This is a genomic window from Vibrio sp. V08_P9A1T1 (assembly GCF_963874405.1).
In the GTDB taxonomy this organism is placed as follows: domain Bacteria; phylum Pseudomonadota; class Gammaproteobacteria; order Enterobacterales; family Vibrionaceae; genus Vibrio; species Vibrio anguillarum.
In genome coordinates, this window is sequence record NZ_CAWNIB010000210.1 from 1 (window position 1) to 25,412 (window position 25,412).

Sequence of the window (25,412 nt, forward strand, 5' to 3'; positions counted from 1 at the left end):
AGTTAGACCTTCGGATTTATTACTGTAAGATAAATAACAAACCCACATCTCCTAAAAAGTAATTAATGAATACTATATCGGCCAAAAAATATAATTCAAGCTCATAAAAACCTCTAAAAACATGGAATAAAATAAAATAGTAGATACTTTTTTTTATTGAGAGAAAATCCCAATAAAAAAACGTTTATGACCTTTTATCCTTGAAGACAACCTAAGATAAGTAGAAAGTGTTGATGCTAAAAATGGTTGCTCCCACGTTGGGTGACTTTGTATTGACCATAAAAAAACACCGCTCTTGCGAAACGGTGTTTTTTGGGATTTGCTTTATAGCAACGACTTAGACATCGAGGTTGGCAACTTTTAAGGCGTTCTCTTCGATGAATGCGCGACGCGGCTCAACTTGATCACCCATCAAGGTGGTAAACAGTTCATCAGCACCAACAGCATCTTCAATCGTGACTTGCAGCATACGGCGAGATTCAGGATCCATCGTCGTTTCCCACAGCTGATCTGGGTTCATTTCACCTAGACCTTTGTAGCGTTGTAGGCTTAGGCCACGACGAGACTCTTTAATTAACCAGTTCAACGCATCAACAAAGTTATCGACAGGTTGAATACGCTCGCCACGTTGAATGTAAGCCCCTTCTTCAACTAAGCCATAAAGTGCTTCAGAAAGGTCCGCCAGCTTGCTGTACTCTTTCGAATTGAGCAAATCAGCACTTAATAGATGTTGGTGCGTTACACCATGAGTGCGCACTACTATCTTAGGCTGATAAATACCAAGCTCTGCATTGTGCTCAGTTTCAATGCTGTATTGGCTTGCGCCAACTTCTTTCGCATTTAACTGCTCTACCAGCTGTTTGCCCCACGCTTCTACTACTGCAGAATCAGCGCATTGATCAACAATGATACGCGGCATATAGATGAATTCATGGATCAAGGCGTAAGGGTAGCGGCGGCTCATACGCTCCACCAGCTTAATGGCGACATTGTATTGCTTAACCAAGGTTTCTAACGCTTCGCCTGCTAATGCTGGCGCTTGAGGGTTAACATGCAATGAGGCTCCATCCAATGCCAAAGCAACTTGGTATTGGTTCATCGCATCTTCATCTTTGATGTACTGCTCTTGCTTGCCTTTTTTCACTTTATACAAAGGCGGTTGAGCAATGTAGATGTAGCCACGCTCAATCAGCTCAGGCATTTGACGATAGAAGAAGGTCAACAGTAGCGTACGGATGTGCGAACCGTCGACGTCCGCATCGGTCATGATGATGATGTTGTGATAACGCAGTTTGTCTGGGTTATATTCATCACGGCCAATGCCACAGCCTAATGCGGTGATAAGCGTTGCTACTTCTTGCGAAGAAAGCATTTTGTCGAAACGTGCTTTTTCAACGTTAAGAATTTTACCTTTCAGTGGCAAAATCGCTTGGTTTTTACGGTTACGTCCCTGCTTGGCAGAACCGCCAGCAGAGTCCCCTTCCACTATGTACAGTTCAGATAGTGCAGGATCTTTTTCTTGGCAATCGGCGAGTTTACCCGGCAAACCAGCAAGATCTAACGCACCTTTACGACGTGTCATTTCACGCGCTTTACGCGCCGCTTCACGAGCACGAGCCGCATCAATGATTTTTGAACAGACCATTTTGGCTTCACTTGGGTTTTCAGCCAAAAACTCCGCCAATTTCTCACCCATTGCTGACTCAACCGCAGATTTCACCTCGGATGAAACCAATTTATCTTTAGTTTGGCTAGAGAACTTAGGATCCGGCACTTTCACTGAAACCACCGCGGTTAAGCCTTCACGAGCATCATCACCCGAGGTCGCCGCTTGCGCTTTTTTCGAGAAGCCTTCTTTATCCATGAAGGTGTTTAGGGTACGAGTTAACGCCCCACGGAAACCCGCTAAGTGGGCACCACCATCACGTTGAGGAATATTGTTGGTAAAGCAGTAAATGTTTTCTTGGAAGCCATCGTTCCACTGCATCGCCACTTCCACGGTAATCCCATCGTCACGCTCAGAGCTGAAATGGAATACTTTTTCATGGATCGGCGTTTTATTGCGGTTTAAATGGCCAACAAACGCTTTAATACCACCTTCATATCTGAAGTGGTCTTTTTTGTCTTCTTCGCGTTCATCAAACAGTTTGATGGATACACCAGAGTTTAGGAAAGAGAGCTCACGCAGACGCTTAGCTAAAATATCGTAATGGAATTCAATGTTGGTAAAGGTTTCAGCACTTGGCCAAAAACGCAGGGTTGTCCCGGTTTTATCGGTTTCACCCACCACAGCCAACGGCGCTTGTGGCACACCGTGACAATAAGTTTGTGTGTGAATAGCGCCGTTACGGTAGATAGTCAGTAGCACTTTTTCAGACAGCGCGTTGACAACGGACACACCGACGCCGTGCAGACCACCCGAAACCTTGTATGAGTTGTCATCAAATTTACCGCCCGCATGCAGAACCGTCATAATAACTTCCGCGGCAGAAACTTGTTCTTCTTCGTGAAGGTCGGTAGGAATACCACGGCCATCATCGCTAACTGAAACTGAATTGTCTTCGTGAATAGTCACTACGATGTCTTTACAGTGACCTGCCAACGCTTCATCAATTGAGTTATCCACCACCTCAAAAACCATGTGGTGCAGACCGGTGCCATCATCCGTGTCGCCGATGTACATTCCTGGACGTTTACGAACCGCGTCCAGACCCTTCAGTACCTTAATACTCGATGAATCGTAATTATTCGACATGAGTTACTCTCTCACTATTTTATCCGTGCTCTATTGTGCCATGTTCCACATGAAACATCTTGCTGTTTGACTCAATCATGTCTGCAACTTGGCCTTGCGTAATAGAACTTACAAAAACTTGTGCCCCCGTCGATTTTAAGCAATCCGCTAAACGCTTACGACGATGGCTATCTAATTCGGAAGCAAAGTCATCAATTAAATAGATGCATTGCTTACCTGTCAGCTCGGTTAAGTGTTGTCCTTGTGCGACGCGCAGTGCACACACCATTAATTTAAGCTGACCGCGTGATAGAACATCTTCAACCGGTGTTCCATTGACCTTTATTTTTAAATCCGCTTTATTCGGGCCACTGAATGTGTAGCCTAGCGATTGATCGCGTTCGAAGTTTTTCTCGAGGATTTGTTGATAGGGCGTCTCTTTTTCCCAACCACGATAATACTTCATTTGCACATCAAATTCTGGCAAAAAACTGCGACACAACGCCTCGGCAACACACTTCATTTGCGTCACATAATGTGTGCGCCATGCATCGATTTGTTCAGCCAAGCGCGCCATCTCCTGATCCCAATAACTGAGTTCACGATAATGGGTTGCCGTTTTTAACAACGCATTGCGCTGCTTATTGAGGCGCTTAAAACGCCCCCACGCATCATAAAAGGCAGGTTCACTATGAAATACCCCCCAATCAATAAATGCACGTCGTTGTTTTGGTCCATCGGTGAGCAGATCAAACCCTTCCGGATGAATCAATTGCAAAGGTAAAACTTGTGCCAGTTGCGCCAGTTTTTGTCCAGATTGACCGCCTATTTTAACCTCTGTTGAACCGTCACGCTGCTTATTAATGCCAATCGGTAGCTCAAATTGATCCGAGGTCAAAAAACGCCCATGCACAAACAGCTCCTGGCACTCATTTTGTATGACGCGTCCGGTTAAGGCGCTTTTGAACGAGCGACCATGACCCAGCAGGTAAATCGCTTCCAGTACACTGGTTTTGCCGCTGCCATTAGGGCCAATAAGAAAGTTAAAGCCTGATGATAATGGGATATCACAGGCTTTAATATTACGAAATTGTTGGACGATTAAACGAGTCAGCGGCATTGCGCAAACTTAAAGTCGGATCGGCATGACGACATACATCGCGCTATCGTCATCGCGATTTTCAATCAGCGCGCTGGCGTTGGCGTCAGACATCGATACACGAACCTGTTCACAACGTAATGTATTCAGTACATCGAGTACATAGCTGACGTTAAAACCGATTTCGATGGCGTCGCCTTCAAAGGTGACATCCAACAACTCTTCTGCTTCTTCTTGCTCTGGGTTGTTGGCGGTAATGCGCATTTCATTATCCGCAAGATTAACCCGTACCCCGCGAAACTTTTCATTTGAGAGAATCGCGGCACGAGAAAATGCCTGACGTAACTCATCACAGCCCGTTTCTAAGGTTTTGGTCGTTTGCTGCGGCATAACGCGGCGATAATCAGGGAAGCGGCCATCAACCAGCTTAGAAGTGAAGATGAAATTATTCACTTGGGCGCGCAAATTTGAGCTACCAATTTGCAGTACAACCGGCTGTTCTGGCGCATCAAGTAACTTGACCAGTTCCTGTACCCCTTTACGCGGCACGATGATCTGTTTATTGGCAAAATCCGCGCTGAGTGCCGTTTGCGAAACCGCCATACGGTGTCCATCGGTTGCCACAGAGCGCAAGGTTGAACCGTCGATTTCAAATAGCATACCGTTCAGGTAATAACGCACATCTTGGTTAGCCATCGAAAACTGGGTTTTCTCAATTAAACTGCGCAGTTCTGCCTGAGTGAGCGACACTTCCACTTCACTTTGCCAATCTTCAATATTAGGAAAGTCACTGGCAGGTAAGGTTGCTAAAGAGAAACGGCTACGACCAGAACGCATCTGAATGCGATCGCCTTCCAATACCACAGTGATCACGGCGCTATCGGGCAAGCCGCGACAAATATCTAAAAATTTACGCGCAGGGACAGTGATGCTTCCTGCTTCGCACTCACCTTCAAGTGTCACGCGGCTAATCAGTTCGACTTCAAGATCGGTCGCCGTCATCGACAGCACGTTCTCTTCCACTTTGAGCAACAAATTACCAAGAATTGGCAAAGTCGCACGTCCGCCTAATGTTCCAGATACTTGCTGAAGTGGCTTAATGAAGTGGCTACGTTCAATAGTAAATTTCATAGTTAGCTCTTACGATGTTATCGGGCAACCCCAAATGTGAGGGTTAAAATAGCTGATATAAGAAGGTTGTGCATCAAGAAGACAGGGTACGAATTAAATTCGAATAGTCTTCTTTGATGTCGTGGCTCTCTTCACGTAACTGCTGGATTTTACGGCAAGCGTGCAGCACTGTCGTATGATCTCGGCCACCAAACGCATCACCAATTTCAGGCAAGCTGTGGTTAGTCAGCTCTTTAGCCAGTGCCATCGCCAACTGGCGTGGACGAGCAACCGAACGAGAGCGACGTTTAGAAAGCAAATCCGCCACTTTAATTTTGTAGTATTCCGCCACGGTCTTTTGAATGTTATCAATGGTGACCAATTTTTCTTGCAAAGCTAATAAGTCACGCAGCGCTTCACGCACAAAATCGATGGTGATCGGACGGCCGGTAAAGTTAGCGTTGGCGATAACACGGTTTAGTGCACCTTCCAATTCACGCACGTTGGAACGTAAGCGTTTGGCAATAAAAAAGGCAACTTCATCGGCAAGATGAATTTGGTGATCTTCTGCCTTCTTCATTAAAATCGCGACACGCGTTTCAAGCTCTGGTGGCTCAATCGCGACCGTCAAACCCCAACCAAAACGAGATTTCAGGCGATCTTCCACCCCATTGATCTCTTTCGGATAGCGGTCGGAAGTCAAAATGATTTGTTGGTTACCTTCAAGCAATGCGTTAAAGGTATGAAAGAACTCTTCTTGCGAACGCTCTTTATTAGCAAAGAATTGAATATCATCGATCAAGAGTGCATCGACACTGCGGTAATAGCGTTTGAACTCTTCAATCGCATTATTTTGCAGCGCTTTCACCATATCTTGCACGAAACGCTCTGAGTGCATGTAAATCACTTTCGCATTCGGGTTGTTATCAACAATCGCATTACCAACGGCGTGCAATAAGTGTGTTTTACCTAGCCCTGTACCACCGTATAAGAAGAGTGGGTTATAGGCCGCGCCGGGGTTATCGGAAACTTGACGCGCTGCAGCCAAACCAAGTTGGTTCGATTTACCTTCAACGAAGTTATTGAACTTATGTTTAGGGTTAACGTTTGATCTGTGATTAATGTCTGCCACAACCGTGTCGTTTTCCCACGTACGATGTACTGGTTTACGCGCTTGTAACTGTGCAGGAGCTGAAGATTCAGCCGCGACATCCGCTTGAGTACGAACGGGAGCAGCTTTAGGCGCGCTGACCCGGCGACTACCCACTTCAAAACGCAGGTTCGGGGTATCGTGGCCACAATGCTCTTGCAGTAGTCGGTTGATGCTGTTGATGTATTTATCGCGCACCCAATCAAGCACAAAGCGGTTTGGGGCGAATAAAGTGAGAGTATTGTCATTGAGCTCCGCTTGTAACGGACGTACCCACATGCTGAATTCCGCTGCTGGTAACTCTTCTTGAAGCTGTTGCAAACATTGCAACCAAAGCGAAGATGACACGGTTGCCCTCACCCTAAGTAAATGATCGAAAAGACTGGCGATTTTACCTGTTGATAACCAAGATCGCCAGCGATTGATCCGTGATCCAGTGAATAAGATCGAAGTTATTCACACAATTTGCGCTTGATTTTTGTCGATCTTCACAATTAGCACCACTTTACCCACACGATGATCCACATATACAAGGATCCTCTATACTTATCCCCAATTGTGTCACTATGTTCGGTTATGGTTAATAACTACTGGTTATTTATTCTATTGAGTGCTTTACCAGTAACATCCCTCTCTATAAATATAAGGAGTTTCAAGATGAAAAACTGGGTTAAAGTCGCCATTACTGCAATTGCACTATCCGCTGCAAGCGTACACGCGGCAACGGAAATAAAAGTCGGCATGTCAGGGCGCTATTTTCCATTCACTTTTGTCAAACAAGACAAGCTGCAAGGCTTTGAAGTGGATGTTTGGGATGAGATAGGTAAACGCAATGATTACGATGTAAAATATGTTACGGCTAATTTCTCCGGTCTCTTTGGCCTGCTTGAAACTGGCCGAATTGATACCATTTCAAACCAAATCACCGTCACAGAAGCACGTAAAGCGAAATACTTATTTGCTGACCCGTATGTCATCGACGGTGCACAAATTACCGTTCGCAAAGGTAATGACAGCATTAAAGGGATTGACGATCTTGCCGGCAAAACGGTCGCGGTCAATTTAGGCTCAAACTTCGAGCAGCTACTGCGCAGCTTTGACAAAGACAATAAAATCATCATCAAAACTTACGATACTGGCATTGAACATGACGTTGCTCTTGGCCGTGCTGATGCGTTTGTGATGGATCGCCTTTCGGCTCTGGAATTGATTAAAACAACGGGCTTACCGTTGCAATTGGCTGGTCACCCTTTTGAAACCATTGAAAACGCTTGGCCGTTTGTTAACAACGAGCAAGGCCAAAAACTGCAAGCTGAAGTGAATCAAGCGTTAGCCTCGATGCGCGCTGATGGCACACTGAGTGCGATTTCTGAAAAATGGTTTGCTGCCGATATCACCAATAAGTAAATTCCCCTATTATCAAAAGATAGGATTGAGGTGGAACCACACATTCCACCTTTTTTGTTTTAAAAAGGTAAGCCGATGGGATTTGATTTTCACTATATGCTTGAGCTGATGCCAATACTGCTCAGGTATTTAGGCACCACCATGGAGATGGCGACTTGGGGCTTAGTGTTTGCTTTGATCCTGTCGGTCATTTTAGCCAATATTCGTGTGTTCAAAGTGCCCATTTTGGATCCGCTAAGCCAGCTGTATATCAGCTTTTTCCGCGGTACTCCCCTGCTAGTACAACTATTTCTACTCTACTATGGTCTGCCACAAGTGTTACCGTGGATGGTCGGTTTAAATGCGTTTAGCGCCGCGGTGATCGGGCTAACTCTTCACTTCGCCGCTTATATGGCAGAAAGTATTCGCGCCGCCATTTTGGGTATTGATCGCAGCCAAATGGAAGCGAGTTTGTCTGTGGGTATGACCACAAGCCAAGCAATGCGCCGCATTATTTTGCCGCAAGCCACTCGTATCGCGTTGCCATCATTAATGAATTACTTCATTGATATGATCAAATCGACCTCATTAGCTTTTACATTAGGAGTCGCTGAGATCATGGCCAGAGCGCAGATGGAAGCTTCGTCAAGCTTTCGCTTCTTTGAAGCTTTCCTCGCCGTTGCATTAATTTACTGGGCCGTAGTGGTGGTACTGACTCGGGTACAAATTTGGGCTGAAGATAGGCTCAATAAGGCGTATGTACGATGATTAAACTCGATAATATTCATAAGCGCTTTGGCGATACTGAAGTGCTCAAAGGAATCAGCTTAGCAATAGAAAAAGGTGAAATCATCGTCATTATTGGCTCAAGCGGTACAGGTAAATCGACCTTACTGCGCTGCGTCAACTTCCTAGAACGCGCAGACCAAGGCTCCATTACTATTGATGATGTCACCGTCGACACCCAGCAACAGACCAAAGCAGATGTATTAGCACTGCGCAGAAAAACAGGCTTTGTTTTTCAAAACTACGCGCTGTTTGCTCATATGACGGCGAGGCAAAATGTCGCCGAAGGGCTCATTACGGTGCACGGTTGGAAAAAAGATCTCGCCCTGACCCGTGCGCAGCAGATTTTGGATGACATCGGTCTTGGGGATAAAGGAGAGAGTTATCCCGCAGCGCTTTCAGGTGGCCAGCAGCAGCGCGTTGGGATCGGTCGTGCGATGGCGCTACAACCAGAATTGCTGCTATTTGATGAACCTACGTCAGCACTCGATCCTGAATGGGTTGGCGAAGTGCTTGCTTTAATGAAGAAATTAGCCACTCATCACCAAACAATGCTGGTGGTTACCCATGAGATGCAGTTTGCAAAAGAGGTAGCCGATCGCGTGATCTTCATGGCCGATGGGCAAATTGTAGAGCAAGGCTCTCCACAGGATATCTTTGGTAATCCACAGGATCCTAAGCTCAAGAAATTTTTAAATCAGGTGGGGATCGACGAAGGATCCTTGTGATTTAAAGGAGACTGCGTATAATCCCCCGACCGGAATTTTAGTGAACCCAATCGTTGACACTTATTGTGACAGTGATTACAATTCCGCCTCTTTGTTGAGAGGCGTCGGATTCCTTTCTTTCTATTAAAGAAGCGAAAATATGCCCACGCCGGGTTTATTTGAACCTAAAAACTACTGATCAGTAAGGTAATTACACATGTCTAAACGCACTTTTCAACCTACCGTTCTAAAGCGCAAGCGTACTCACGGTTTCCGTGCACGCATGGCAACTAAGAATGGCCGTAAGGTTATTAATGCACGTCGTGCTAAAGGCCGCGCGCGCCTGTCAAAATAATTCGCGATTATTTTGAATACGTACGCGTTCAATCGGGAGTTACGTTTGTTAACTCCCGAACATTATAAAAAAGTCTTCCAGCAAGCGCACAGCGCAGGCTCCCCCCATTTCACTATCATTGCTCGCGAAAACGCTCTTACCCACCCAAGGTTAGGGTTGGCCGTCCCCAAAAAACAGATCAAAACTGCTGTTGGCCGTAATCGCTTCAAACGCCTCGCTCGCGAAAGCTTCCGTAATAAACAGCATCAACTTCCTAACAAAGATTTTGTTGTGATTGCGAAAAAGAGCGCGCAAGATTTAAGCAATGAAGAAATGTTCAAACTATTTGAAAAATTATGGCATCGCCTGTCTCGCCCTTCGCGTGGTTAGCAATCGGATTCGTCCGTTTTTACCAAGGAATCATCAGTCCTCTGCTTGGACCACGCTGTCGTTTTACTCCAACCTGTTCAAACTATGCGATAGAAGCGTTGAAAGCTCACGGTTTTGTAAAAGGGTGTTGGTTATCAGGCAAACGTCTATTAAAATGCCACCCTTTGAACGAAGGGGGTTTTGACCCCGTTCCGCCACCAGTCCAAAAACAAGACAGAGATAATTAACGATGGATTCTCAACGTAATATCCTGTTAATCGCCTTGGCACTCGTTTCTTTTTTACTTTTCCAGCAATGGCAAGTAGCAAAGAACCCAGCACCTCAAGCGGTTGAGCAGGCACAAAATAGCAGCACTTTAACTGCACCATCTATGGCTGATGAGTTAGACCCAGCACCAGCAGTAACCAATGCGTCTGCAAAAACCATCACCGTCAAGACTGATGTACTGACTCTGTCAATTGACACGGTAGGTGGTGATGTAGTGAAGGCCGAGCTGAATAAGTACGATGCTGAACTCAATTCAGAAGACCCATTTGTGCTACTTAAAGACATTCCTGGTCACCAGTTTATCGCGCAAAGTGGTTTAGTGGGACCGCAAGGGATCGATTTAAGCAGCAACAATCGTCCAAACTATACTGTTAGCGCCGACACCTTTGCTCTAGCAGATGGTCAAGACGAACTGCGCATTCCCATGACTTATCAAGCCAATGGCCTTGAATACACCAAAACCTTCATCCTTAAACGTGGCAGCTACGCCTTGGATGTTGAATTTGATGTAGTCAACCAATCTGGTAATAACGCGACACTGGGTATGTATGCACACCTACGCCAAAATTTATTGGACGCTGGTGGCAGCTTGGCTATGCCAACTTACCGTGGCGGTGCTTACTCAACACAAGATACACGTTATAAGAAATACAGTTTCGATGATATGCAAGATCGTAACTTGTCACTGCCTTTAGTTAACGGTGAAGGTTGGGCGGCGATGATCCAACACTACTTTGCCAGCGCGTGGATCCCACGTGATGCAGCAGGGTCAAACTTATACACTCGCGTGATTGGCAACTTAGGTGATATTGGTGTTCGCATGCCAAATAAAACCATCGCCAACGGTGAAAAAGCGACATTCTTAGCCACACTTTGGGTCGGTCCAAAACTGCAAGATGAAATGGCTGCTGTTGCGCCAAATCTTGATTTAGTAGTCGACTACGGCTGGTTATGGTTTATTGCAAAACCACTACACATGTTGCTTTCATTCATTCAAAGCTTCGTTAGCAACTGGGGTGTAGCAATCATCTGCTTAACCTTCATTGTTCGTGGTGCTATGTACCCACTGACCAAAGCACAATACACCTCTATGGCAAAAATGCGCATGCTGCAACCGAAGCTGCAAGCAATGCGTGAGCGCATCGGCGATGACCGCCAACGCATGAGCCAAGAAATGATGGAGCTGTATAAGAAAGAGAAAGTAAACCCACTCGGTGGTTGTTTACCTATCTTCCTGCAAATGCCTATCTTCATTGCGCTTTACTGGTCATTAATGGAATCGGTTGAACTGCGTCATTCACCTTTCTTTGGTTGGATTCATGACCTTTCAGCACAAGACCCATACTACATCTTGCCACTGCTGATGGGTGTGAGTATGTTTATGATCCAGAAAATGAGCCCGACGACAGTCACTGATCCGATGCAACAGAAGATCATGACCTTTATGCCGGTTATGTTTACGTTCTTCTTCTTGTTCTTCCCATCAGGTTTAGTGATTTACTGGTTGGTATCGAACATCGTTACCTTGATCCAGCAAACCTTGATTTACAAAGCGCTGGAGAAAAAAGGCTTACACTCTAAGTAGCCACTTCAGCAAGAAGTCACACTGACAAGTGAAACAAAGGCGACCTTTTGGTCGCCTTTTTGTTTTTGGCTGATTACAATTGCGCTCATACACCCCTATGTTAGGTACCCTTATGTCTACAGACACCATTGTTGCTCAAGCAACCGCTCCAGGCCGAGGTGGCGTGGGGATTATTCGCGTCTCAGGCCCGAAAGCCGCTCAAGTCGCGCTTGAAGTAACCGGGAAAACACTGAAACCTCGTTATGCGGAATACTTACCTTTTAAGCATCAAAATGGCACCGAACTTGACCAAGGCATCGCGATCTATTTTCCTAATCCTCACTCCTTTACCGGCGAAGATGTGCTCGAACTACAAGGACACGGCGGCCCGGTCGTCATGGATATGCTGATCAAACGCATTTTGGCTATCAGTGGCTTGCGCGCAGCGCGCCCGGGTGAATTTTCTGAGCGTGCGTTTTTAAACGACAAAATGGATTTAACCCAAGCGGAAGCGATTGCCGATTTGATTGATGCCAGCTCTGAAGAAGCGGCCAAATCCGCCCTGCATTCATTGCAAGGTCAATTTTCCAAACGCATTCACACCTTGGTCGATTCCCTAATCCACCTGCGAATTTACGTTGAAGCAGCGATTGATTTTCCTGAAGAGGAGATCGATTTTCTTGCCGATGGTAAAGTTGCCGCAGATCTGCAAAATATCATCGATAACTTAGACGCCGTGCGCAAAGAGGCCAATCAAGGGGCCATTTTACGCGAAGGGATGAAAGTGGTGATAGCAGGGCGTCCTAACGCGGGTAAATCGAGTCTATTGAATGCGCTTTCAGGCAAAGATTCCGCCATCGTTACAGACATAGCAGGAACCACGCGTGACGTACTGAGAGAGCACATCCACATCGATGGCATGCCACTGCATATCATCGATACCGCTGGCCTACGTGATGCCAATGACGAAGTCGAAAGAATAGGTATTGAGCGTGCTTGGGATGAAATAGCAAAAGCAGATCGTGTGCTCTTTATGGTTGATGGCACCACCACCGATGCTACCGATCCAAAAGAAATCTGGCCAGATTTTGTCGATCGATTGCCTGAAAACATCGGCATGACGGTGATCCGCAACAAAGTCGATCAAACCAAAGAATCGCTCGGTATCTGTCATGTTAATTCTCCAACCTTAATCCGCCTGTCGGCAAAAACTGGAGAGGGAGTTGATGCTCTGCGTACTCATCTCAAAGAGTGCATGGGCTTTGCTGGGGGCAATGAAGGCGGCTTTATGGCCAGACGACGCCATTTGGACGCGCTAGAGCGCGCCGCACAGCACCTCATGATTGGTCAGCAGCAGCTCGAAGGCTACATGGCTGGTGAAATCTTAGCGGAAGAACTGCGTTTATCGCAGCAACATCTAAACGAGATAACGGGCGAATTTAGCTCCGATGACTTGTTAGGGCGCATCTTTTCGTCGTTCTGTATCGGCAAATGATCGCAGTGAGAAGCTTGATCACTCTTAATTATAGGAATATCTCATGATCCATATCATCACTGGCAGCACCTTAGGAGGCGCTGAATATGTCGCCGATCATCTCAATGATCTACTGCAAGAGCAAGGTTATACTACGGCTATCCACAACCAACCCAACTTAAGTGATATACCCTCACAAGGGACTTGGCTCATTGTCACCTCCACGCATGGAGCGGGTGACTACCCAGACAATATCCAACCTTTTATCGCTTCTTTGCAATCAACACCACCGAACACGAGCGAGTTAAAATATGCCGTGGTAGCACTTGGCGATTCAAGCTATGACACGTTTTGCGCAGCAGGTAAGCATGCATATCAACTGCTTGAGGATATAGGTGCAACGCCAATTAGCGACTGTTTCACCATAGATATATTAGAATATTCCGTTCCTGAAGATGCCGCTGAAGTATGGCTCAAACAGCACATCGAACAGTTCTAGCGAATAGCATAAAGTCACCAAGCGGCCTGTGAGCCGCTTTTTTTGTACTCTTAAGCTCTGTGTATAACTGTCTCAATACTCGCCATAGAAAAGTTAAGTCCATTTAAAATATTTTAATGTGTATAACTATGCTGTTATTCGGTGATTAACCTATAGTTATCCAATTAATAACTTATTCATTTTACGACCCTGTGCATAACTAGCCTTTTTGATCCCAGCTAATACACGATTAGATCATGTCAGGATCACAGCTTGTGATCCTCTTAAAAACCATGATCTTGTTGATCATTTATCGGTTATCCACAGATATGCTCGATCCTAATAATAGATCTAATAAAAGATCTCTATATAGATCTTATATATTATTAACTTACCAAGCTCAGATTAAAAAAGCAGAAAAGCGATTTTCTAGCCAGTGGAAAGCAGGTAGAATACGCCTCTTTTGTCAGTCCATGCTTCATTGAATACCTGAGGTCGGTTCATGCTTTATCACGAAAAATTTGACGTCATTGTGGTCGGTGGTGGCCATGCTGGAACGGAAGCCGCTCTCGCTGCAGCTCGTACTGGTCAAAGTGCGCTATTGCTTACCCATAACATTGAGACTCTAGGACAGATGTCGTGCAATCCTGCGATCGGCGGAATTGGTAAAGGACATCTGGTTAAAGAAGTCGATGCCATGGGCGGTCTAATGGCACAAGCGATTGATCATGCAGGTATTCAATTTAGAACACTCAATGCCTCAAAAGGGCCAGCAGTTCGAGCGACTCGAGCCCAAGCAGATCGTGCGCTTTACAAATCGTATGTGCGTGATGTGCTTGAAAACACGCCAAACTTAACTTTGTTCCAACAAGCGGTCGATGATCTTATCGTTGAAAATGATCGTGTAATGGGCGTTGTGACTCAAATGGGCCTCAAATTCCACGCCAAAGCGGTGGTATTGACGGTAGGCACCTTCCTTGGTGGAAAGATCCACATTGGTCTTGAAAACTTCTCAGGAGGCCGCGCAGGAGATCCTCCATCGATCGCATTAGCACAACGTTTACGTGAACTGCCATTTCGAGTTGATCGTTTAAAAACGGGTACGCCACCAAGGATCGATGCACGCAGTGTGGACTTCTCAGTGTTAGAAACACAACACGGTGATAACCCAACGCCTGTTTTTTCCTTCATGGGACAACGTGAACAGCATCCACGTCAAATACCATGCTACATCACGCATACCAACGATAAAACGCATGATGTGATCCGTGCCAATCTTGATCGTAGTCCGATGTACGCAGGTGTCATCGAAGGTATCGGCCCACGCTACTGCCCATCGATCGAAGACAAAGTCATGCGTTTTGCCGACAAAAATAGCCATCAAATTTTTATCGAGCCTGAAGGTTTGACCACGACAGAACTCTACCCTAACGGTATTTCCACCAGCTTACCGTTTGATGTACAAGTGCAGATCGTTCGCTCAATGAAAGGGTTTGAAAACGCACATATTGTTCGTCCGGGTTACGCCATAGAGTACGATTTTTTCAATCCACAAGATTTAAAACAAACCTATGAAACCAAATTCATCAGTGGTTTGTTCTTTGCTGGTCAAATCAACGGCACCACCGGATACGAAGAAGCGGCAGCACAAGGGTTAATGGCTGGTTTGAATGCAAGCTTATTTAGCCAAGAAAAAGAAGGCTGGAGTCCACGCCGTGATCAAGCTTACATGGGCGTGTTGATCGATGATCTTTCCACTATGGGTACCAAAGAACCTTATCGCATGTTTACCTCTCGCGCTGAATATCGCTTACTGCTACGCGAAGATAACGCCGATTTGCGTTTAACCGAAAAAGCCAGAGAGTTAGGTTTAGTCGATGATGCGCGCTGGGCGCGTTTTAATCAAAAAATGGAAAACATGGAAATCGAACGTCAACGTTTGAAACAAACGTGGATGAACCCGAACTCCGTTGGTGTTGATGCACTTAATGCATTGCTCAAAACACCCATGTCTCGTGAAGCGAGTGGTGAAGATTTATTGCGTCGACCTGAAATCACCTATCAACAGCTCACGTCGCTTGAGTCATTTGCACCAGCATTGAACGATAGTGAAGCGGCTGAGCAAGTTGAAATTCAAATCAAATACGATGGTTATATTCAGCGTCAGCAAGATGAGATCGACAAATCATTGCGCCATGAGCACACTAAATTGCCGCTGGATCTTGACTATAAACAGGTCAAAGGCTTGTCCAACGAAGTGATCCTTAAGCTTAACAATGCCAAGCCTGAAACGGTTGGTATTGCCTCTCGTATTTCTGGTATTACACCAGCTGCTATTTCTATCTTATTGGTTTATTTGAAAAAGCAAGGTGTACTGAAGAAAGGGGAAGACGCCGCATGAGCGAGTTAAGAACGCGTCTCGATGATTTAATTGGTCAAACCGATCTCGAGGTCAATGAGCAGCAACGTAGCCAATTAGTCGGTTACGTGGAACTGCTGAATAAATGGAACAAAGCCTACAATCTCACCTCTGTGCGCGATCCTATGGATATGTTGGTGAAACATATTTTAGATAGTATAGTGGTAAGTCCTCACTTACAGGGTGAGCGTTTTATCGACGTTGGTACTGGGCCTGGTTTACCTGGAATACCTCTCGCTATCATGAATCCTGATAAAACCTTTTACTTACTCGATAGTTTAGGTAAGCGCATTCGTTTTATTAAACAAGTTCTGCATGAGCTTGGTATTAAAAATGTGACCACGATTCAAAGTCGAGTCGAAGAGTTTCAGCCTGAAGTAAAATTTGATGGCGTACTGAGCCGTGCGTTTGCTTCAATGCTCGATATGGTGGAATGGTGTCACCATTTACCAAAAGAAACATCGGGCCGATTTTTAGCCCTGAAAGGACAACGGCCAGATGAGGAAATAGCCACACTACCTGAGTGGTGTTCTGTGACTGGTGTCAAAGCTTTGAAAGTTCCTGAGTTGGAAGGTGACCGTCATCTTGTAATCTTATCTCGCAAGGGATAACAGCGAGGCATACCGTGGGCAAAATCGTAGCAATCGCCAACCAGAAAGGTGGCGTAGGAAAAACAACAACGTGCATTAACTTAGCGGCCTCTATGGCGGCGACTAAGCGTAAAGTTTTAGTGATCGATCTCGACCCACAAGGCAATGCAACGATGGCCAGTGGTGTTGATAAGTATCAAGTAGATGCAACCGCGTACGAATTGTTGGTCGAAGACACCCCTTTTGATGAAGTCGTGTGTCGCAAAACAACGGGACACTACGATTTGATTGCGGCGAACGGAGACGTGACAGCCGCTGAAATCAAATTAATGGAAGTCTTTGCTCGCGAAGTGCGTTTGAAAAATGCCCTCGCGCCAGTTCGTGATAACTATGATTTCATCTTTATTGATTGTCCTCCTTCTTTAAATCTTCTTACAATCAACGCCATGGCCGCAGCGGATTCTGTGTTAGTGCCAATGCAATGTGAGTATTTTGCATTAGAAGGTTTAACGGCGTTAATGGATACCATCAGCAAGTTAGCCGCGGTAGTCAACGAAAACCTGAAAATCGAAGGGTTACTTCGAACGATGTACGATCCGCGTAATCGCCTAGCCAATGAAGTATCCGATCAACTGAAAAAGCACTTTGGAAACAAAGTCTATCGCACCGTTATTCCTCGTAATGTCCGTCTTGCTGAAGCGCCAAGTTATGGTAAGCCAGCAATGTACTACGACAAGTATTCAGCTGGGGCAAAAGCGTATCTCGCCTTAGCTGGCGAAATGCTTCGTCGAGAAGAAATACCCGCATAATCTCAACTAAAGGAATTCGTCTACATGACTAAACGTGGTTTAGGAAAAGGATTGGATGCATTGCTCGCAACCAGTTCTCTTGCTCGTGAAAAGGAGCAAGCCGCCTCACATAGCCAAGCACTCTCTTCTGATGGCGAATTAATGGATATCGCGGTATCAAATTTGAAACCTGGCATGTATCAACCACGTAAAGATATGTCGGCAGAAGCGTTGGAAGAGCTATCTGCGTCTATCCAATCGCAAGGTATTATCCAGCCGATCGTGGTAAGACGTTTAGAGCTTGGCGGCTATGAAATTATTGCAGGTGAACGCCGTTGGCGCGCTGCAAAACAAGCAGGTTTAAAGCAAGTGCCCTGTTTGATCAAAAATGTCCAAGATCGCGCTGCGATTGCGATGGCACTGATAGAAAATATTCAACGCGAAGATTTGAATGCGATTGAAGAAGCACAAGCTTTAGAGCGGTTGCAAGACGAATTTAAGCTCACTCACCAACAGGTGGCTGATGTGATTGGTAAATCACGCACTACCGTGAGTAACTTATTACGCTTAAATCAATTGGCGGATGGTGTGAAGCGTTTAGTGGAAACCAAGCAGCTTGAAATGGGCCATGCACGAGCATTATTGATGCTCGAAGGCGATCAACAAATTGAAATTGCACAACGTGTGGCCGCAAAACAGCTGACCGTGAGACAAACTGAGCAATTAGTGAAAAAGTGTCTAACACAGCCTTCTGAGGACGGATCGGCATCGGAAGACTTAGATGCACAACAAATGTCACAAAGATTGAGTGAAATGTTAGGGGCTAAAGTGTCGATCATTCGTTCAAAAGGTGGCAAAGCCAAAATGACGATTAGTCTTGATGAGCCTCACAAATTAGAGCAACTAATTGCCAAGCTAGAAAGCTAAATGAGATAATTGATTTAAGTCAATTATGCAAAAAACGTTTTTTTATTTGAAAGTTGTCGGTTTGTAAACAAAATTGTAACTTTTTGCTGTCTTTCAATTGCAATCAGTTCGACTCACCGTATAATTTTCGCCAATTTCCCAGCCCTATGTTGTAGATGAGCTGAGGATATTACTAGAGGTACGAATACATGGTAGCTGCGTTGGCTAGACCAGGACGAGAGCTTGCTAAGCGATTGTTAATGATCCAGTCTGGCGCGGTTATTTTTGTGGCGGCAGGGATGGCGGTAGCTGTAAATGCTGAATGGGGCTTTTCTGCGCTGATTGGGGGTGGCATCTTTGTCATTGCCAATGCGGTTTTTGCGCTGTGTGCTTTTATGTTTAGTGGAGCTCGTGCTGCGAAGCAAGTCGCGGCCTCTTTCTACACTGGCGAAGTACTCAAGATCCTCATCACAGTTGCACTGTTCTGTGTTGCCTACATGTATATGCAGGTGGAACTCGTTCCCCTCAAACTAACCTATTTGCTGGCTCTAGGTATTAATATCTGTGCGCCAGTGCTATTCATTAACAACAAAAAATAGGATGAGTTATGGCTGCGCCAGGTGAAGCGCTAACATCGTCCGGATACATTGAACACCACTTGACGAACCTCTCTCTTGCGAAGATTTCTGAGCATTACGATTTGGGGCTGTCAATTAGTGAGACGAGTTTCTGGAACGTACATATCGATAGCCTGTTTTTTTCCTTGTTTACTGGCTTAATATTCCTATGGATATTTCGCTCTGTAGCAAAGAAAGCAACAGCGGGTGTACCCGGTAAGCTGCAATGTTTTGTTGAAATATTGGTAGAATTTGTCGATCAAAACGTCAAAGACACCTTTCATGGACGCAATCCACTTATAGCACCGCTGGCACTGACTATCTTTTGTTGGGTATTGTTAATGAACATCATGGACTTAGTGCCCATCGATTTCTTACCGTATCCAGCACAACATTGGCTTGGTATCCCTTATCTAAAAGTGGTTCCGTCAGCTGATGTGAATATCACCATGGCTATGGCTCTAGGCGTATTTGCTCTGATGATTTACTACAGCATCAAAGTGAAAGGCCTAGGTGGTTTTGCGAAAGAATTAGCTCTACATCCATTCAATCACTGGACCATGATTCCGTTTAACCTACTTATTGAAGTGGTATCGTTACTTGCGAAACCTCTCTCACTCGGTATGCGTCTATTCGGTAACATGTTCGCAGGTGAGGTGGTATTTATTCTTATCGCAGCGATGCTACCATGGTGGCTACAATGGATGGGTTCACTACCGTGGGCGATTTTCCATATTCTGGTAATTCTGATTCAATCTTTCGTGTTCATGATGCTGACTATTGTTTATCTATCAATGGCACACGAAGATAGTGATCATTAATTTTTTAAAGCTTTTTATTTGGGCACATAAGCCAACAACTATAAATTGGAGATAGTAATGGAAACTTTACTGAGCTTTTCTGCAATCGCCGTAGGTATTATCGTCGGTCTTGCTTCTCTTGGTACAGCGATTGGTTTCGCACTTCTAGGCGGTAAATTCCTTGAAGGTGCTGCTCGTCAACCAGAAATGGCTCCTATGCTACAAGTTAAGATGTTCATCATCGCGGGTCTACTTGATGCGGTTCCTATGATCGGTATCGTAATTGCGCTTCTATTCACTTTCGCGAACCCATTTGTTGGTCAACTAGGTTAATCAACCGATCACACAAATTGATGATTTGTCGTTGATTAATACTTTTCGTTGGTGAACAAATAGAGGGGTAGCTGTTGTGAATATGAACGCAACTCTGCTAGGTCAAGCAATCGCGTTTGCACTGTTTGTGTGGTTCTGCATGAAATATGTATGGCCGCCAATCATGAATGCGATCGAAGAGCGTCAGAAGAAAATTGCTGACGGTCTTTCAGCCGCTGAGCGCGCTGCTAAAAACTTGGATCTAGCACAAGCCAACGCTTCTGAACAAATGAAAGAAGCGAAGCGCACTGCAACTGAGGTCATCGAACAGGCAAATAAACGTAAAGCTCAAATTTTAGACGAAGCACGTGAGGAAGCTCAGGCAGAACGCCAGAAAATCCTTGCTCAAGCGGAAGCTGAACTTGAATCTGAACGTAACCGTGCCCGCGATGAGCTGCGTAAACAAGTTGCAACTCTGGCTGTAGCTGGTGCTGAGAAAATCCTTGAGCGTTCTATCGATAAAGATGCGCACAAAGATATTCTCGACAACATTACTGCAAGACTTTAAGGATGGGGGCGCTTTATGTCTGATTTGACTACAATTGCACGCCCCTATGCTAAAGCAGCATTCGATTTTGCGGTAGAGAAAAAGCAACTTGACCAATGGGGTCAGATGTTAGCTTTTGCTGCCGAGGTCGCAAAGAACGAGCAAATGAAAGAGCTACTAACGGGCTCTGTTTCGGCTGAGAAATTAGCGGAAATTTTCATCGCAATTTGTGGCGAACAGTTTGATGTTTATGGCCAGAACCTGTTAAAGGTGATGGCTGAGAATGGCCGATTAAAGGCTCTTCCTGATGTTAGTGAACAGTTCTTTGCTCTGAAACAAGAGCATGAGAAGCAGATGGATGTTGAAGTGATTTCAGCAACTGAGCTTTCTGATGAACAGCTTGTCAATATCAGCACCAAACTTGAGCAGCGTCTTGAACGCAAAGTTCAGCTGAATTGCAGTATAGATGAGACCCTACTTGGTGGGGTTATAATTCGAGCCGGAGACCTTGTCATCGATAACTCAGCCCGCGGTCGTTTAAACCGCCTGAGCGATGCATTACAGTCTTGATGGGGATTGGAGCATGCAACTTAATTCCACGGAAATTAGCGATCTAATTAAACAACGTATCGAATCTTTCGACGTTGTTAGTGAAGCTCGCAATGAAGGTACTATCGTATCGGTAAGCGATGGTATCATTCGCATTCACGGCCTAGCGGACGTGATGCAAGGTGAAATGATTGAATTACCGAGTGGCCGTTATGCACTTGCACTTAACCTTGAGCGTGACTCGGTTGGTGCGGTTGTCATGGGCCCATATGCTGACCTTAAGGAAGGCATGAAAGTAACAGGTTCTGGTCGTATTCTTGAAGTGCCAGTTGGTCCTGAATTGTTAGGTCGCGTAGTGAATACACTCGGTCAGCCTATCGATGGTAAAGGTCCTATCGAAGCGAAATTGTCTTCACCTGTTGAAATGATTGCACCTGGTGTAATCGACCGTAAATCAGTCGATCAACCAGTACAAACCGGCTATAAGTCAGTTGACTCTATGATCCCTATCGGTCGTGGCCAACGTGAACTTATCATCGGTGACCGTCAAACTGGTAAAACAGCAATGGCGATCGACGCAATTATTAACCAAAAAGATTCAGGTATTTACTCTATCTATGTTGCGATTGGCCAAAAAGCCTCAACTATCGCTAACGTAGTACGCAAATTAGAAGAGCACGGCGCGCTTGCAAACACAGTTGTGGTTGTTGCATCGGCTTCTGAATCAGCGGCATTGCAATACCTTGCGCCATATGCAGGTTGTGCAATGGGTGAATACTTCCGCGATCGCGGTGAAGATGCACTGATTGTTTATGATGACTTATCTAAACAAGCGGTTGCTTACCGTCAGATCTCACTACTACTCAAACGCCCACCAGGCCGTGAAGCATTCCCAGGTGACGTTTTCTATCTCCACTCTCGTCTACTTGAGCGTGCTGCTCGTGTTAGCGAAGAGTATGTAGAACGTTTCACTAAGGGTGAAGTGAAAGGTAAAACCGGTTCTTTAACCGCTCTACCTATCATTGAAACACAAGCGGGTGACGTTTCAGCATTCGTACCGACTAACGTAATCTCGATTACCGATGGTCAGATCTTCCTACAAACTGAACTATTCAACGCGGGTGTTCGCCCAGCCGTTGACCCTGGTATTTCAGTATCTCGTGTAGGTGGTGCCGCTCAGACGAAAATCATCAAGAAACTGTCAGGTGGTATCCGTACCGCGCTTGCACAGTACCGTGAACTTGCTGCATTTGCTCAGTTCTCGTCAGATCTTGATGAAGCGACGAAGAGACAGCTAAACCATGGTCAGAAAGTAACAGAGCTGATGAAGCAGAAACAATATGCTCCGATGTCTGTGTTTGACCAAGCGTTGGTTATCTTTGCGGCAGAGCGTGGTTATTTAAATGATGTTGCGTTGAATAAACTGGCTGATTTTGAATCTGCTCTACTGTCGTATGCTCGTGGTCAATATGTTGATCTTGTAAAAGATATCGACAAATCGGGTGCTTATAACGATGAAATCGAAGCTCAGTTCAAGAAACTGGTTGACGATTTCAAGGCAACCCAGACCTGGTAATTGGTGGGTGACCCTAGGGTCACCACTGACCAATAACGGATTACCTTAAAAGAGAGTAAAACGATGGCCGGCGCAAAAGAGATACGTAATAAAATCGGTAGTGTTAAAAGCACGCAGAAAATTACGAAAGCGATGGAAATGGTAGCAGCTTCAAAAATGCGTCGTTCGCAAGACGGCATGGAAGCTTCTCGTCCATACGCTGAAACAATGCGTAAAGTGATCGGTCATGTGGCGAGTGCAAATCTAGAATATCGTCATCCTTATCTAGAAGAGCGCGAAGCCAAACGTGTTGGTTACATCATTATTTCAACAGACCGTGGTTTGTGTGGTGGTTTGAACGTGAACTTGTTCAAAAAAGCTCTACATGACATGAAAGATTGGTCGGAGAAAGGTGCTGAGGTTGAGCTGGCAATTGTGGGCTCAAAGGCAACGGCTTTCTTTAGAAACAGTGGCGCTAAAGTCGCTGCTCAAGTCTCTGGTTTGGGCGATAGCCCAACCTTGGAAGATTTGATCGGTTCCGTTGGTGTTATGCTGAAGAAATATGATGCAGGTGAGTTGGATCGCCTATACGTAGTGTTCAACAAATTTGTGAATACTATGGTTCAAGAACCAACGATCGATCAATTACTACCTTTGCCTAGATCGAATAGCGAAGAGATGAAACGCGAACATTCTTGGGACTACATCTATGAGCCTGAACCAAAGCCTCTACTCGATGCACTATTGCTGCGTTATGTAGAGTCTCAGGTTTATCAGGGTGTGGTTGAGAATCTTGCTTGTGAGCAAGCTGCTCGAATGATTGCGATGAAAGCAGCTACCGATAACGCAAGCAACTTGATTGATGATTTACAGCTTGTGTATAACAAAGCCCGTCAGGCGGCGATTACACAAGAACTATCGGAAATCGTTTCTGGTGCAGCAGCGGTTTAAGCTTAGGTAAAACAAACAGTTTAGAGGATTAACGATGGCTACAGGTAAGATCGTACAGATCATCGGTGCGGTAGTCGACGTAGAGTTCCCACAGGGCGAAGTACCAAGTGTTTACGATGCTCTGAATGTTGTGGATTCAAAAGAACGTCTCGTTCTTGAAGTTCAACAGCAGCTTGGCGGTGGCGTGATTCGCGCAATCGTAATGGGTAGCTCTGATGGTTTACGTCGTGGTTTGGTAGTTGAAAATACTGGCGCTCCAATTTCAGTACCAGTCGGTATTAAAACTTTAGGTCGTATCATGAACGTGCTTGGTGATGCGATTGATGAGCGTGGTGAAATCGGTGCGGAAGAGCTTTACTCTATCCACCGTCCAGCTCCAAGCTATGAAGAGCAATCAAACGAAACTGCTCTTCTTGAAACCGGTGTAAAAGTAATCGATTTGGTTTGTCCATTCTCTAAGGGTGGTAAAATCGGTCTATTTGGTGGTGCAGGTGTAGGTAAGACCGTTAACATGATGGAACTTATCAACAACATCGCACTGCAACACTCAGGTCTTTCAGTATTTGCGGGTGTTGGTGAACGTACTCGTGAAGGTAACGATTTCTACTATGAGATGCAGGAAGCCGGTGTTGTAAACATCGAAGAGCCTGAAAAATCAAAAGTAGCGATGGTTTACGGACAGATGAACGAGCCACCAGGCAACCGTCTACGTGTTGCACTGACGGGTTTGACAATGGCAGAACGTTTCCGTGACGAAGGTCGTGACGTACTTCTGTTCATCGATAACATCTACCGTTACACGCTTGCCGGTACGGAAGTATCAGCACTGCTAGGTCGTATGCCTTCAGCGGTAGGTTACCAACCTACTCTTGCAGAAGAAATGGGTGTGCTTCAGGAGCGTATTACGTCAACTAAGCAAGGTTCTATCACGTCTGTACAGGCGGTATATGTACCAGCAGATGACTTGACGGACCCGTCTCCAGCCACAACGTTCGCGCACTTGGATGCAACGGTTGTACTTAACCGTAACATCGCAGCAATGGGCCTATACCCAGCGATCGACCCACTCGATTCAACGTCTCGTCAGCTAGACCCACTCGTCGTAGGTCAAGAGCACTACGACATCGCTCGTGGCGTTCAGCAGACGCTTCAGCGCTACAAAGAGCTGAAAGACATCATTGCGATCTTGGGTATGGACGAGTTGTCTGAATCGGATAAGCAAGTTGTATCACGTGCACGTAAGATTGAACGTTTTCTAACTCAGCCTTATCACGTAGCTGAAGTATTTACAGGTGACCCTGGTGTTTACGTACCTCTAAAAGAGACGCTACGTGGCTTCAAAGGTCTTCTATCTGGTGAATACGATGACATTCCAGAGCAAGCGTTTATGTACTGCGGTACTATCGACGATGCGATTGAGAATGCTAAGAAGCTATAAGGCTAACTAGGAGGCGATATGGCAGCAATAACCTTTCACCTAGACGTCGTCAGTGCAGAGAAGAAAATCTTCTCTGGCCAAGTCGAAACGTTTCAGGTGACCGGTAGCGAAGGTGAACTGGGAATTTTCCATGGTCACACACCGCTGCTGACCGCTATTAAGCCTGGTATGGTGCGTATCGTTAAGCTACACGGCCACGAAGAAATTATTTATGTTTCGGGTGGTATTGTCGAAGTGCAACCGGGTACTGCTACAGTACTGGCTGATACGGCAATTCGTGGTGAAGAACTAGACGCAGCTAAGGCAGAAGAAGCCAAACGCAAAGCTGAAGAGAATATTTCAAATCAGCATGGCGATATGAACTTCGCACAAGCGGCCAGTGAACTGGCTAAAGCCATGGCTCAGTTACGAGTTATCGAGCTGACCAAAAAACGTCGTTAATGTGTTTTATAATTAAGACG

26 protein-coding genes are annotated in these 25,412 nt (G+C 45.5%); 22 read left to right on the forward strand and 4 right to left on the reverse strand.

Going from position 1 to position 25,412, the window contains the following annotated elements:
* Positions 1-337: 337 nt before the first annotated feature.
* The 4 genes from gyrB to dnaA form a co-directional block, all read right to left on the reverse strand.
* On the reverse strand, positions 338-2,755 hold the full coding sequence (gene gyrB, locus AACT21_RS08625) for a DNA topoisomerase (ATP-hydrolyzing) subunit B (RefSeq protein WP_013855574.1): 2,418 nt from the start codon (positions 2,753-2,755) through the stop codon (positions 338-340).
* Positions 2,756-2,774: 19 nt separating this feature from the next.
* Positions 2,775-3,854 (reverse strand): DNA replication/repair protein RecF, encoded by a 1,080-nt coding sequence (recF, locus tag AACT21_RS08630; protein WP_013855575.1) that lies wholly within the window; start codon positions 3,852-3,854, stop codon positions 2,775-2,777.
* A gap of 9 nt (positions 3,855-3,863) precedes the next feature.
* Entirely contained in the window at positions 3,864-4,964 is a 1,101-nt protein-coding gene (gene dnaN, locus AACT21_RS08635; RefSeq protein ID WP_088720678.1) for a DNA polymerase III subunit beta, read from the reverse strand.
* A gap of 73 nt (positions 4,965-5,037) precedes the next feature.
* Complete coding sequence (gene dnaA, locus AACT21_RS08640) at positions 5,038-6,441, reverse strand: chromosomal replication initiator protein DnaA (RefSeq protein ID WP_010319947.1); 1,404 nt, start codon at positions 6,439-6,441, stop codon at positions 5,038-5,040.
* A 309-nt stretch (positions 6,442-6,750) separates the two neighbouring features.
* Here dnaA and AACT21_RS08645 point away from each other — a divergent pair, with 309 nt between their 5' ends.
* The 22 genes from AACT21_RS08645 (at position 6,751) to AACT21_RS08750 (ending at position 25,392) form a co-directional block, all read left to right on the forward strand.
* Positions 6,751-7,500, forward strand: coding sequence for an amino acid ABC transporter substrate-binding protein (locus AACT21_RS08645; RefSeq protein ID WP_026027668.1), 750 nt, complete (start codon positions 6,751-6,753; stop codon positions 7,498-7,500).
* A gap of 75 nt (positions 7,501-7,575) precedes the next feature.
* On the forward strand, positions 7,576-8,247 hold the full coding sequence (locus AACT21_RS08650) for an amino acid ABC transporter permease (RefSeq protein WP_029388115.1): 672 nt from the start codon (positions 7,576-7,578) through the stop codon (positions 8,245-8,247).
* Positions 8,244-8,993 carry an amino acid ABC transporter ATP-binding protein gene (locus AACT21_RS08655; RefSeq protein WP_013855580.1) on the forward strand — a complete coding sequence of 250 codons (750 nt, stop codon included), beginning with the start codon at positions 8,244-8,246 and terminating at the stop codon, positions 8,991-8,993. The genes AACT21_RS08650 and AACT21_RS08655 overlap by 4 nt, the downstream gene beginning before the upstream one ends.
* Positions 8,994-9,189: 196 nt before the next feature.
* The gene (rpmH, locus tag AACT21_RS08660; RefSeq protein WP_010319951.1) at positions 9,190-9,327 is read left to right on the forward strand and encodes a 50S ribosomal protein L34; all 138 of its coding nucleotides are present in this window, start codon (positions 9,190-9,192) and stop codon (positions 9,325-9,327) included.
* Positions 9,328-9,339: 12 nt separating this feature from the next.
* Complete coding sequence (rnpA, locus tag AACT21_RS08665) at positions 9,340-9,696, forward strand: ribonuclease P protein component (protein ID WP_026027667.1); 357 nt, start codon at positions 9,340-9,342, stop codon at positions 9,694-9,696.
* Positions 9,663-9,923, forward strand: coding sequence for a membrane protein insertion efficiency factor YidD (gene yidD, locus AACT21_RS08670; RefSeq protein WP_081265547.1), 261 nt, complete (start codon positions 9,663-9,665; stop codon positions 9,921-9,923). The genes rnpA and yidD overlap by 34 nt, the downstream gene beginning before the upstream one ends.
* Positions 9,924-9,925: 2 nt before the next feature.
* Positions 9,926-11,548 carry a membrane protein insertase YidC gene (yidC, locus tag AACT21_RS08675; RefSeq protein WP_017046370.1) on the forward strand — a complete coding sequence of 541 codons (1,623 nt, stop codon included), beginning with the start codon at positions 9,926-9,928 and terminating at the stop codon, positions 11,546-11,548.
* A gap of 112 nt (positions 11,549-11,660) precedes the next feature.
* Positions 11,661-13,022, forward strand: a complete 1,362-nt coding sequence (gene mnmE / locus AACT21_RS08680) for a tRNA uridine-5-carboxymethylaminomethyl(34) synthesis GTPase MnmE (protein WP_026028517.1) — start codon at positions 11,661-11,663, stop codon at positions 13,020-13,022.
* A gap of 43 nt (positions 13,023-13,065) precedes the next feature.
* Entirely contained in the window at positions 13,066-13,500 is a 435-nt protein-coding gene (gene mioC / locus AACT21_RS08685; protein ID WP_094163148.1) for an FMN-binding protein MioC, read from the forward strand.
* Between the two features lie 481 nt (positions 13,501-13,981).
* A complete protein-coding gene (gene mnmG / locus AACT21_RS08690; protein WP_094163149.1) occupies positions 13,982-15,880 on the forward strand; it encodes a tRNA uridine-5-carboxymethylaminomethyl(34) synthesis enzyme MnmG in 1,899 nt (632 codons plus the stop codon).
* The gene (rsmG, locus tag AACT21_RS08695; RefSeq protein WP_094163150.1) at positions 15,877-16,509 is read left to right on the forward strand and encodes a 16S rRNA (guanine(527)-N(7))-methyltransferase RsmG; all 633 of its coding nucleotides are present in this window, start codon (positions 15,877-15,879) and stop codon (positions 16,507-16,509) included. The genes mnmG and rsmG overlap by 4 nt, the downstream gene beginning before the upstream one ends.
* Before the next feature lie 14 nt (positions 16,510-16,523).
* Positions 16,524-17,297 carry a ParA family protein gene (locus AACT21_RS08700; RefSeq protein WP_013855586.1) on the forward strand — a complete coding sequence of 258 codons (774 nt, stop codon included), beginning with the start codon at positions 16,524-16,526 and terminating at the stop codon, positions 17,295-17,297.
* A 24-nt stretch (positions 17,298-17,321) separates the two neighbouring features.
* Positions 17,322-18,203 carry a ParB/RepB/Spo0J family partition protein gene (locus AACT21_RS08705; RefSeq protein WP_017044113.1) on the forward strand — a complete coding sequence of 294 codons (882 nt, stop codon included), beginning with the start codon at positions 17,322-17,324 and terminating at the stop codon, positions 18,201-18,203.
* A 188-nt stretch (positions 18,204-18,391) separates the two neighbouring features.
* Entirely contained in the window at positions 18,392-18,781 is a 390-nt protein-coding gene (locus tag AACT21_RS08710) for a F0F1 ATP synthase subunit I (protein WP_013855588.1), read from the forward strand.
* Between the two features lie 8 nt (positions 18,782-18,789).
* On the forward strand, positions 18,790-19,620 hold the full coding sequence (gene atpB, locus AACT21_RS08715) for a F0F1 ATP synthase subunit A (protein ID WP_013855589.1): 831 nt from the start codon (positions 18,790-18,792) through the stop codon (positions 19,618-19,620).
* 57 nt (positions 19,621-19,677) lie between these two features.
* Positions 19,678-19,932, forward strand: coding sequence for a F0F1 ATP synthase subunit C (atpE, locus tag AACT21_RS08720; RefSeq protein WP_002540812.1), 255 nt, complete (start codon positions 19,678-19,680; stop codon positions 19,930-19,932).
* 76 nt (positions 19,933-20,008) lie between these two features.
* Positions 20,009-20,479 carry a F0F1 ATP synthase subunit B gene (gene atpF, locus AACT21_RS08725; RefSeq protein ID WP_013855591.1) on the forward strand — a complete coding sequence of 157 codons (471 nt, stop codon included), beginning with the start codon at positions 20,009-20,011 and terminating at the stop codon, positions 20,477-20,479.
* A 15-nt stretch (positions 20,480-20,494) separates the two neighbouring features.
* Positions 20,495-21,028, forward strand: a complete 534-nt coding sequence (atpH, locus tag AACT21_RS08730; protein WP_013855592.1) for a F0F1 ATP synthase subunit delta — start codon at positions 20,495-20,497, stop codon at positions 21,026-21,028.
* 13 nt (positions 21,029-21,041) lie between these two features.
* A complete protein-coding gene (gene atpA / locus AACT21_RS08735; RefSeq protein WP_026027662.1) occupies positions 21,042-22,583 on the forward strand; it encodes a F0F1 ATP synthase subunit alpha in 1,542 nt (513 codons plus the stop codon).
* A gap of 63 nt (positions 22,584-22,646) precedes the next feature.
* Positions 22,647-23,513 (forward strand): F0F1 ATP synthase subunit gamma, encoded by an 867-nt coding sequence (gene atpG / locus AACT21_RS08740; protein ID WP_013855594.1) that lies wholly within the window; start codon positions 22,647-22,649, stop codon positions 23,511-23,513.
* A gap of 34 nt (positions 23,514-23,547) precedes the next feature.
* Complete coding sequence (gene atpD / locus AACT21_RS08745) at positions 23,548-24,951, forward strand: F0F1 ATP synthase subunit beta (protein WP_010319968.1); 1,404 nt, start codon at positions 23,548-23,550, stop codon at positions 24,949-24,951.
* Between the two features lie 18 nt (positions 24,952-24,969).
* The gene (locus AACT21_RS08750; protein WP_013855597.1) at positions 24,970-25,392 is read left to right on the forward strand and encodes a F0F1 ATP synthase subunit epsilon; all 423 of its coding nucleotides are present in this window, start codon (positions 24,970-24,972) and stop codon (positions 25,390-25,392) included.
* The last annotated feature ends 20 nt before the right edge of the window (positions 25,393-25,412 follow it).

Coding starts and splice junctions, on each gene's coding strand:
- AACT21_RS08705 (WP_017044113.1), top strand. CDS start 17,322: ATGACTAAACGTGGTTTAGGAAAAGGATTGGATGCATTGCTCGCAACC.
- AACT21_RS08710 (WP_013855588.1), top strand. CDS start 18,392: ATGGTAGCTGCGTTGGCTAGACCAGGACGAGAGCTTGCTAAGCGATTG.
- AACT21_RS08655 (WP_013855580.1), top strand. CDS start 8,244: ATGATTAAACTCGATAATATTCATAAGCGCTTTGGCGATACTGAAGTG.
- AACT21_RS08650 (WP_029388115.1), top strand. CDS start 7,576: ATGGGATTTGATTTTCACTATATGCTTGAGCTGATGCCAATACTGCTC.
- mnmE (WP_026028517.1), top strand. CDS start 11,661: ATGTCTACAGACACCATTGTTGCTCAAGCAACCGCTCCAGGCCGAGGT.
- mnmG (WP_094163149.1), top strand. CDS start 13,982: ATGCTTTATCACGAAAAATTTGACGTCATTGTGGTCGGTGGTGGCCAT.
- atpA (WP_026027662.1), top strand. CDS start 21,042: ATGCAACTTAATTCCACGGAAATTAGCGATCTAATTAAACAACGTATC.
- atpD (WP_010319968.1), top strand. CDS start 23,548: ATGGCTACAGGTAAGATCGTACAGATCATCGGTGCGGTAGTCGACGTA.
- dnaN (WP_088720678.1), bottom strand. CDS start 4,964: ATGAAATTTACTATTGAACGTAGCCACTTCATTAAGCCACTTCAGCAA.
- mioC (WP_094163148.1), top strand. CDS start 13,066: ATGATCCATATCATCACTGGCAGCACCTTAGGAGGCGCTGAATATGTC.
- rpmH (WP_010319951.1), top strand. CDS start 9,190: ATGTCTAAACGCACTTTTCAACCTACCGTTCTAAAGCGCAAGCGTACT.
- atpB (WP_013855589.1), top strand. CDS start 18,790: ATGGCTGCGCCAGGTGAAGCGCTAACATCGTCCGGATACATTGAACAC.
- yidD (WP_081265547.1), top strand. CDS start 9,663: ATGGCATCGCCTGTCTCGCCCTTCGCGTGGTTAGCAATCGGATTCGTC.
- atpG (WP_013855594.1), top strand. CDS start 22,647: ATGGCCGGCGCAAAAGAGATACGTAATAAAATCGGTAGTGTTAAAAGC.
- AACT21_RS08750 (WP_013855597.1), top strand. CDS start 24,970: ATGGCAGCAATAACCTTTCACCTAGACGTCGTCAGTGCAGAGAAGAAA.
- AACT21_RS08645 (WP_026027668.1), top strand. CDS start 6,751: ATGAAAAACTGGGTTAAAGTCGCCATTACTGCAATTGCACTATCCGCT.
- atpH (WP_013855592.1), top strand. CDS start 20,495: ATGTCTGATTTGACTACAATTGCACGCCCCTATGCTAAAGCAGCATTC.
- gyrB (WP_013855574.1), bottom strand. CDS start 2,755: ATGTCGAATAATTACGATTCATCGAGTATTAAGGTACTGAAGGGTCTG.
- yidC (WP_017046370.1), top strand. CDS start 9,926: ATGGATTCTCAACGTAATATCCTGTTAATCGCCTTGGCACTCGTTTCT.
- rsmG (WP_094163150.1), top strand. CDS start 15,877: ATGAGCGAGTTAAGAACGCGTCTCGATGATTTAATTGGTCAAACCGAT.
- recF (WP_013855575.1), bottom strand. CDS start 3,854: ATGCCGCTGACTCGTTTAATCGTCCAACAATTTCGTAATATTAAAGCC.
- atpE (WP_002540812.1), top strand. CDS start 19,678: ATGGAAACTTTACTGAGCTTTTCTGCAATCGCCGTAGGTATTATCGTC.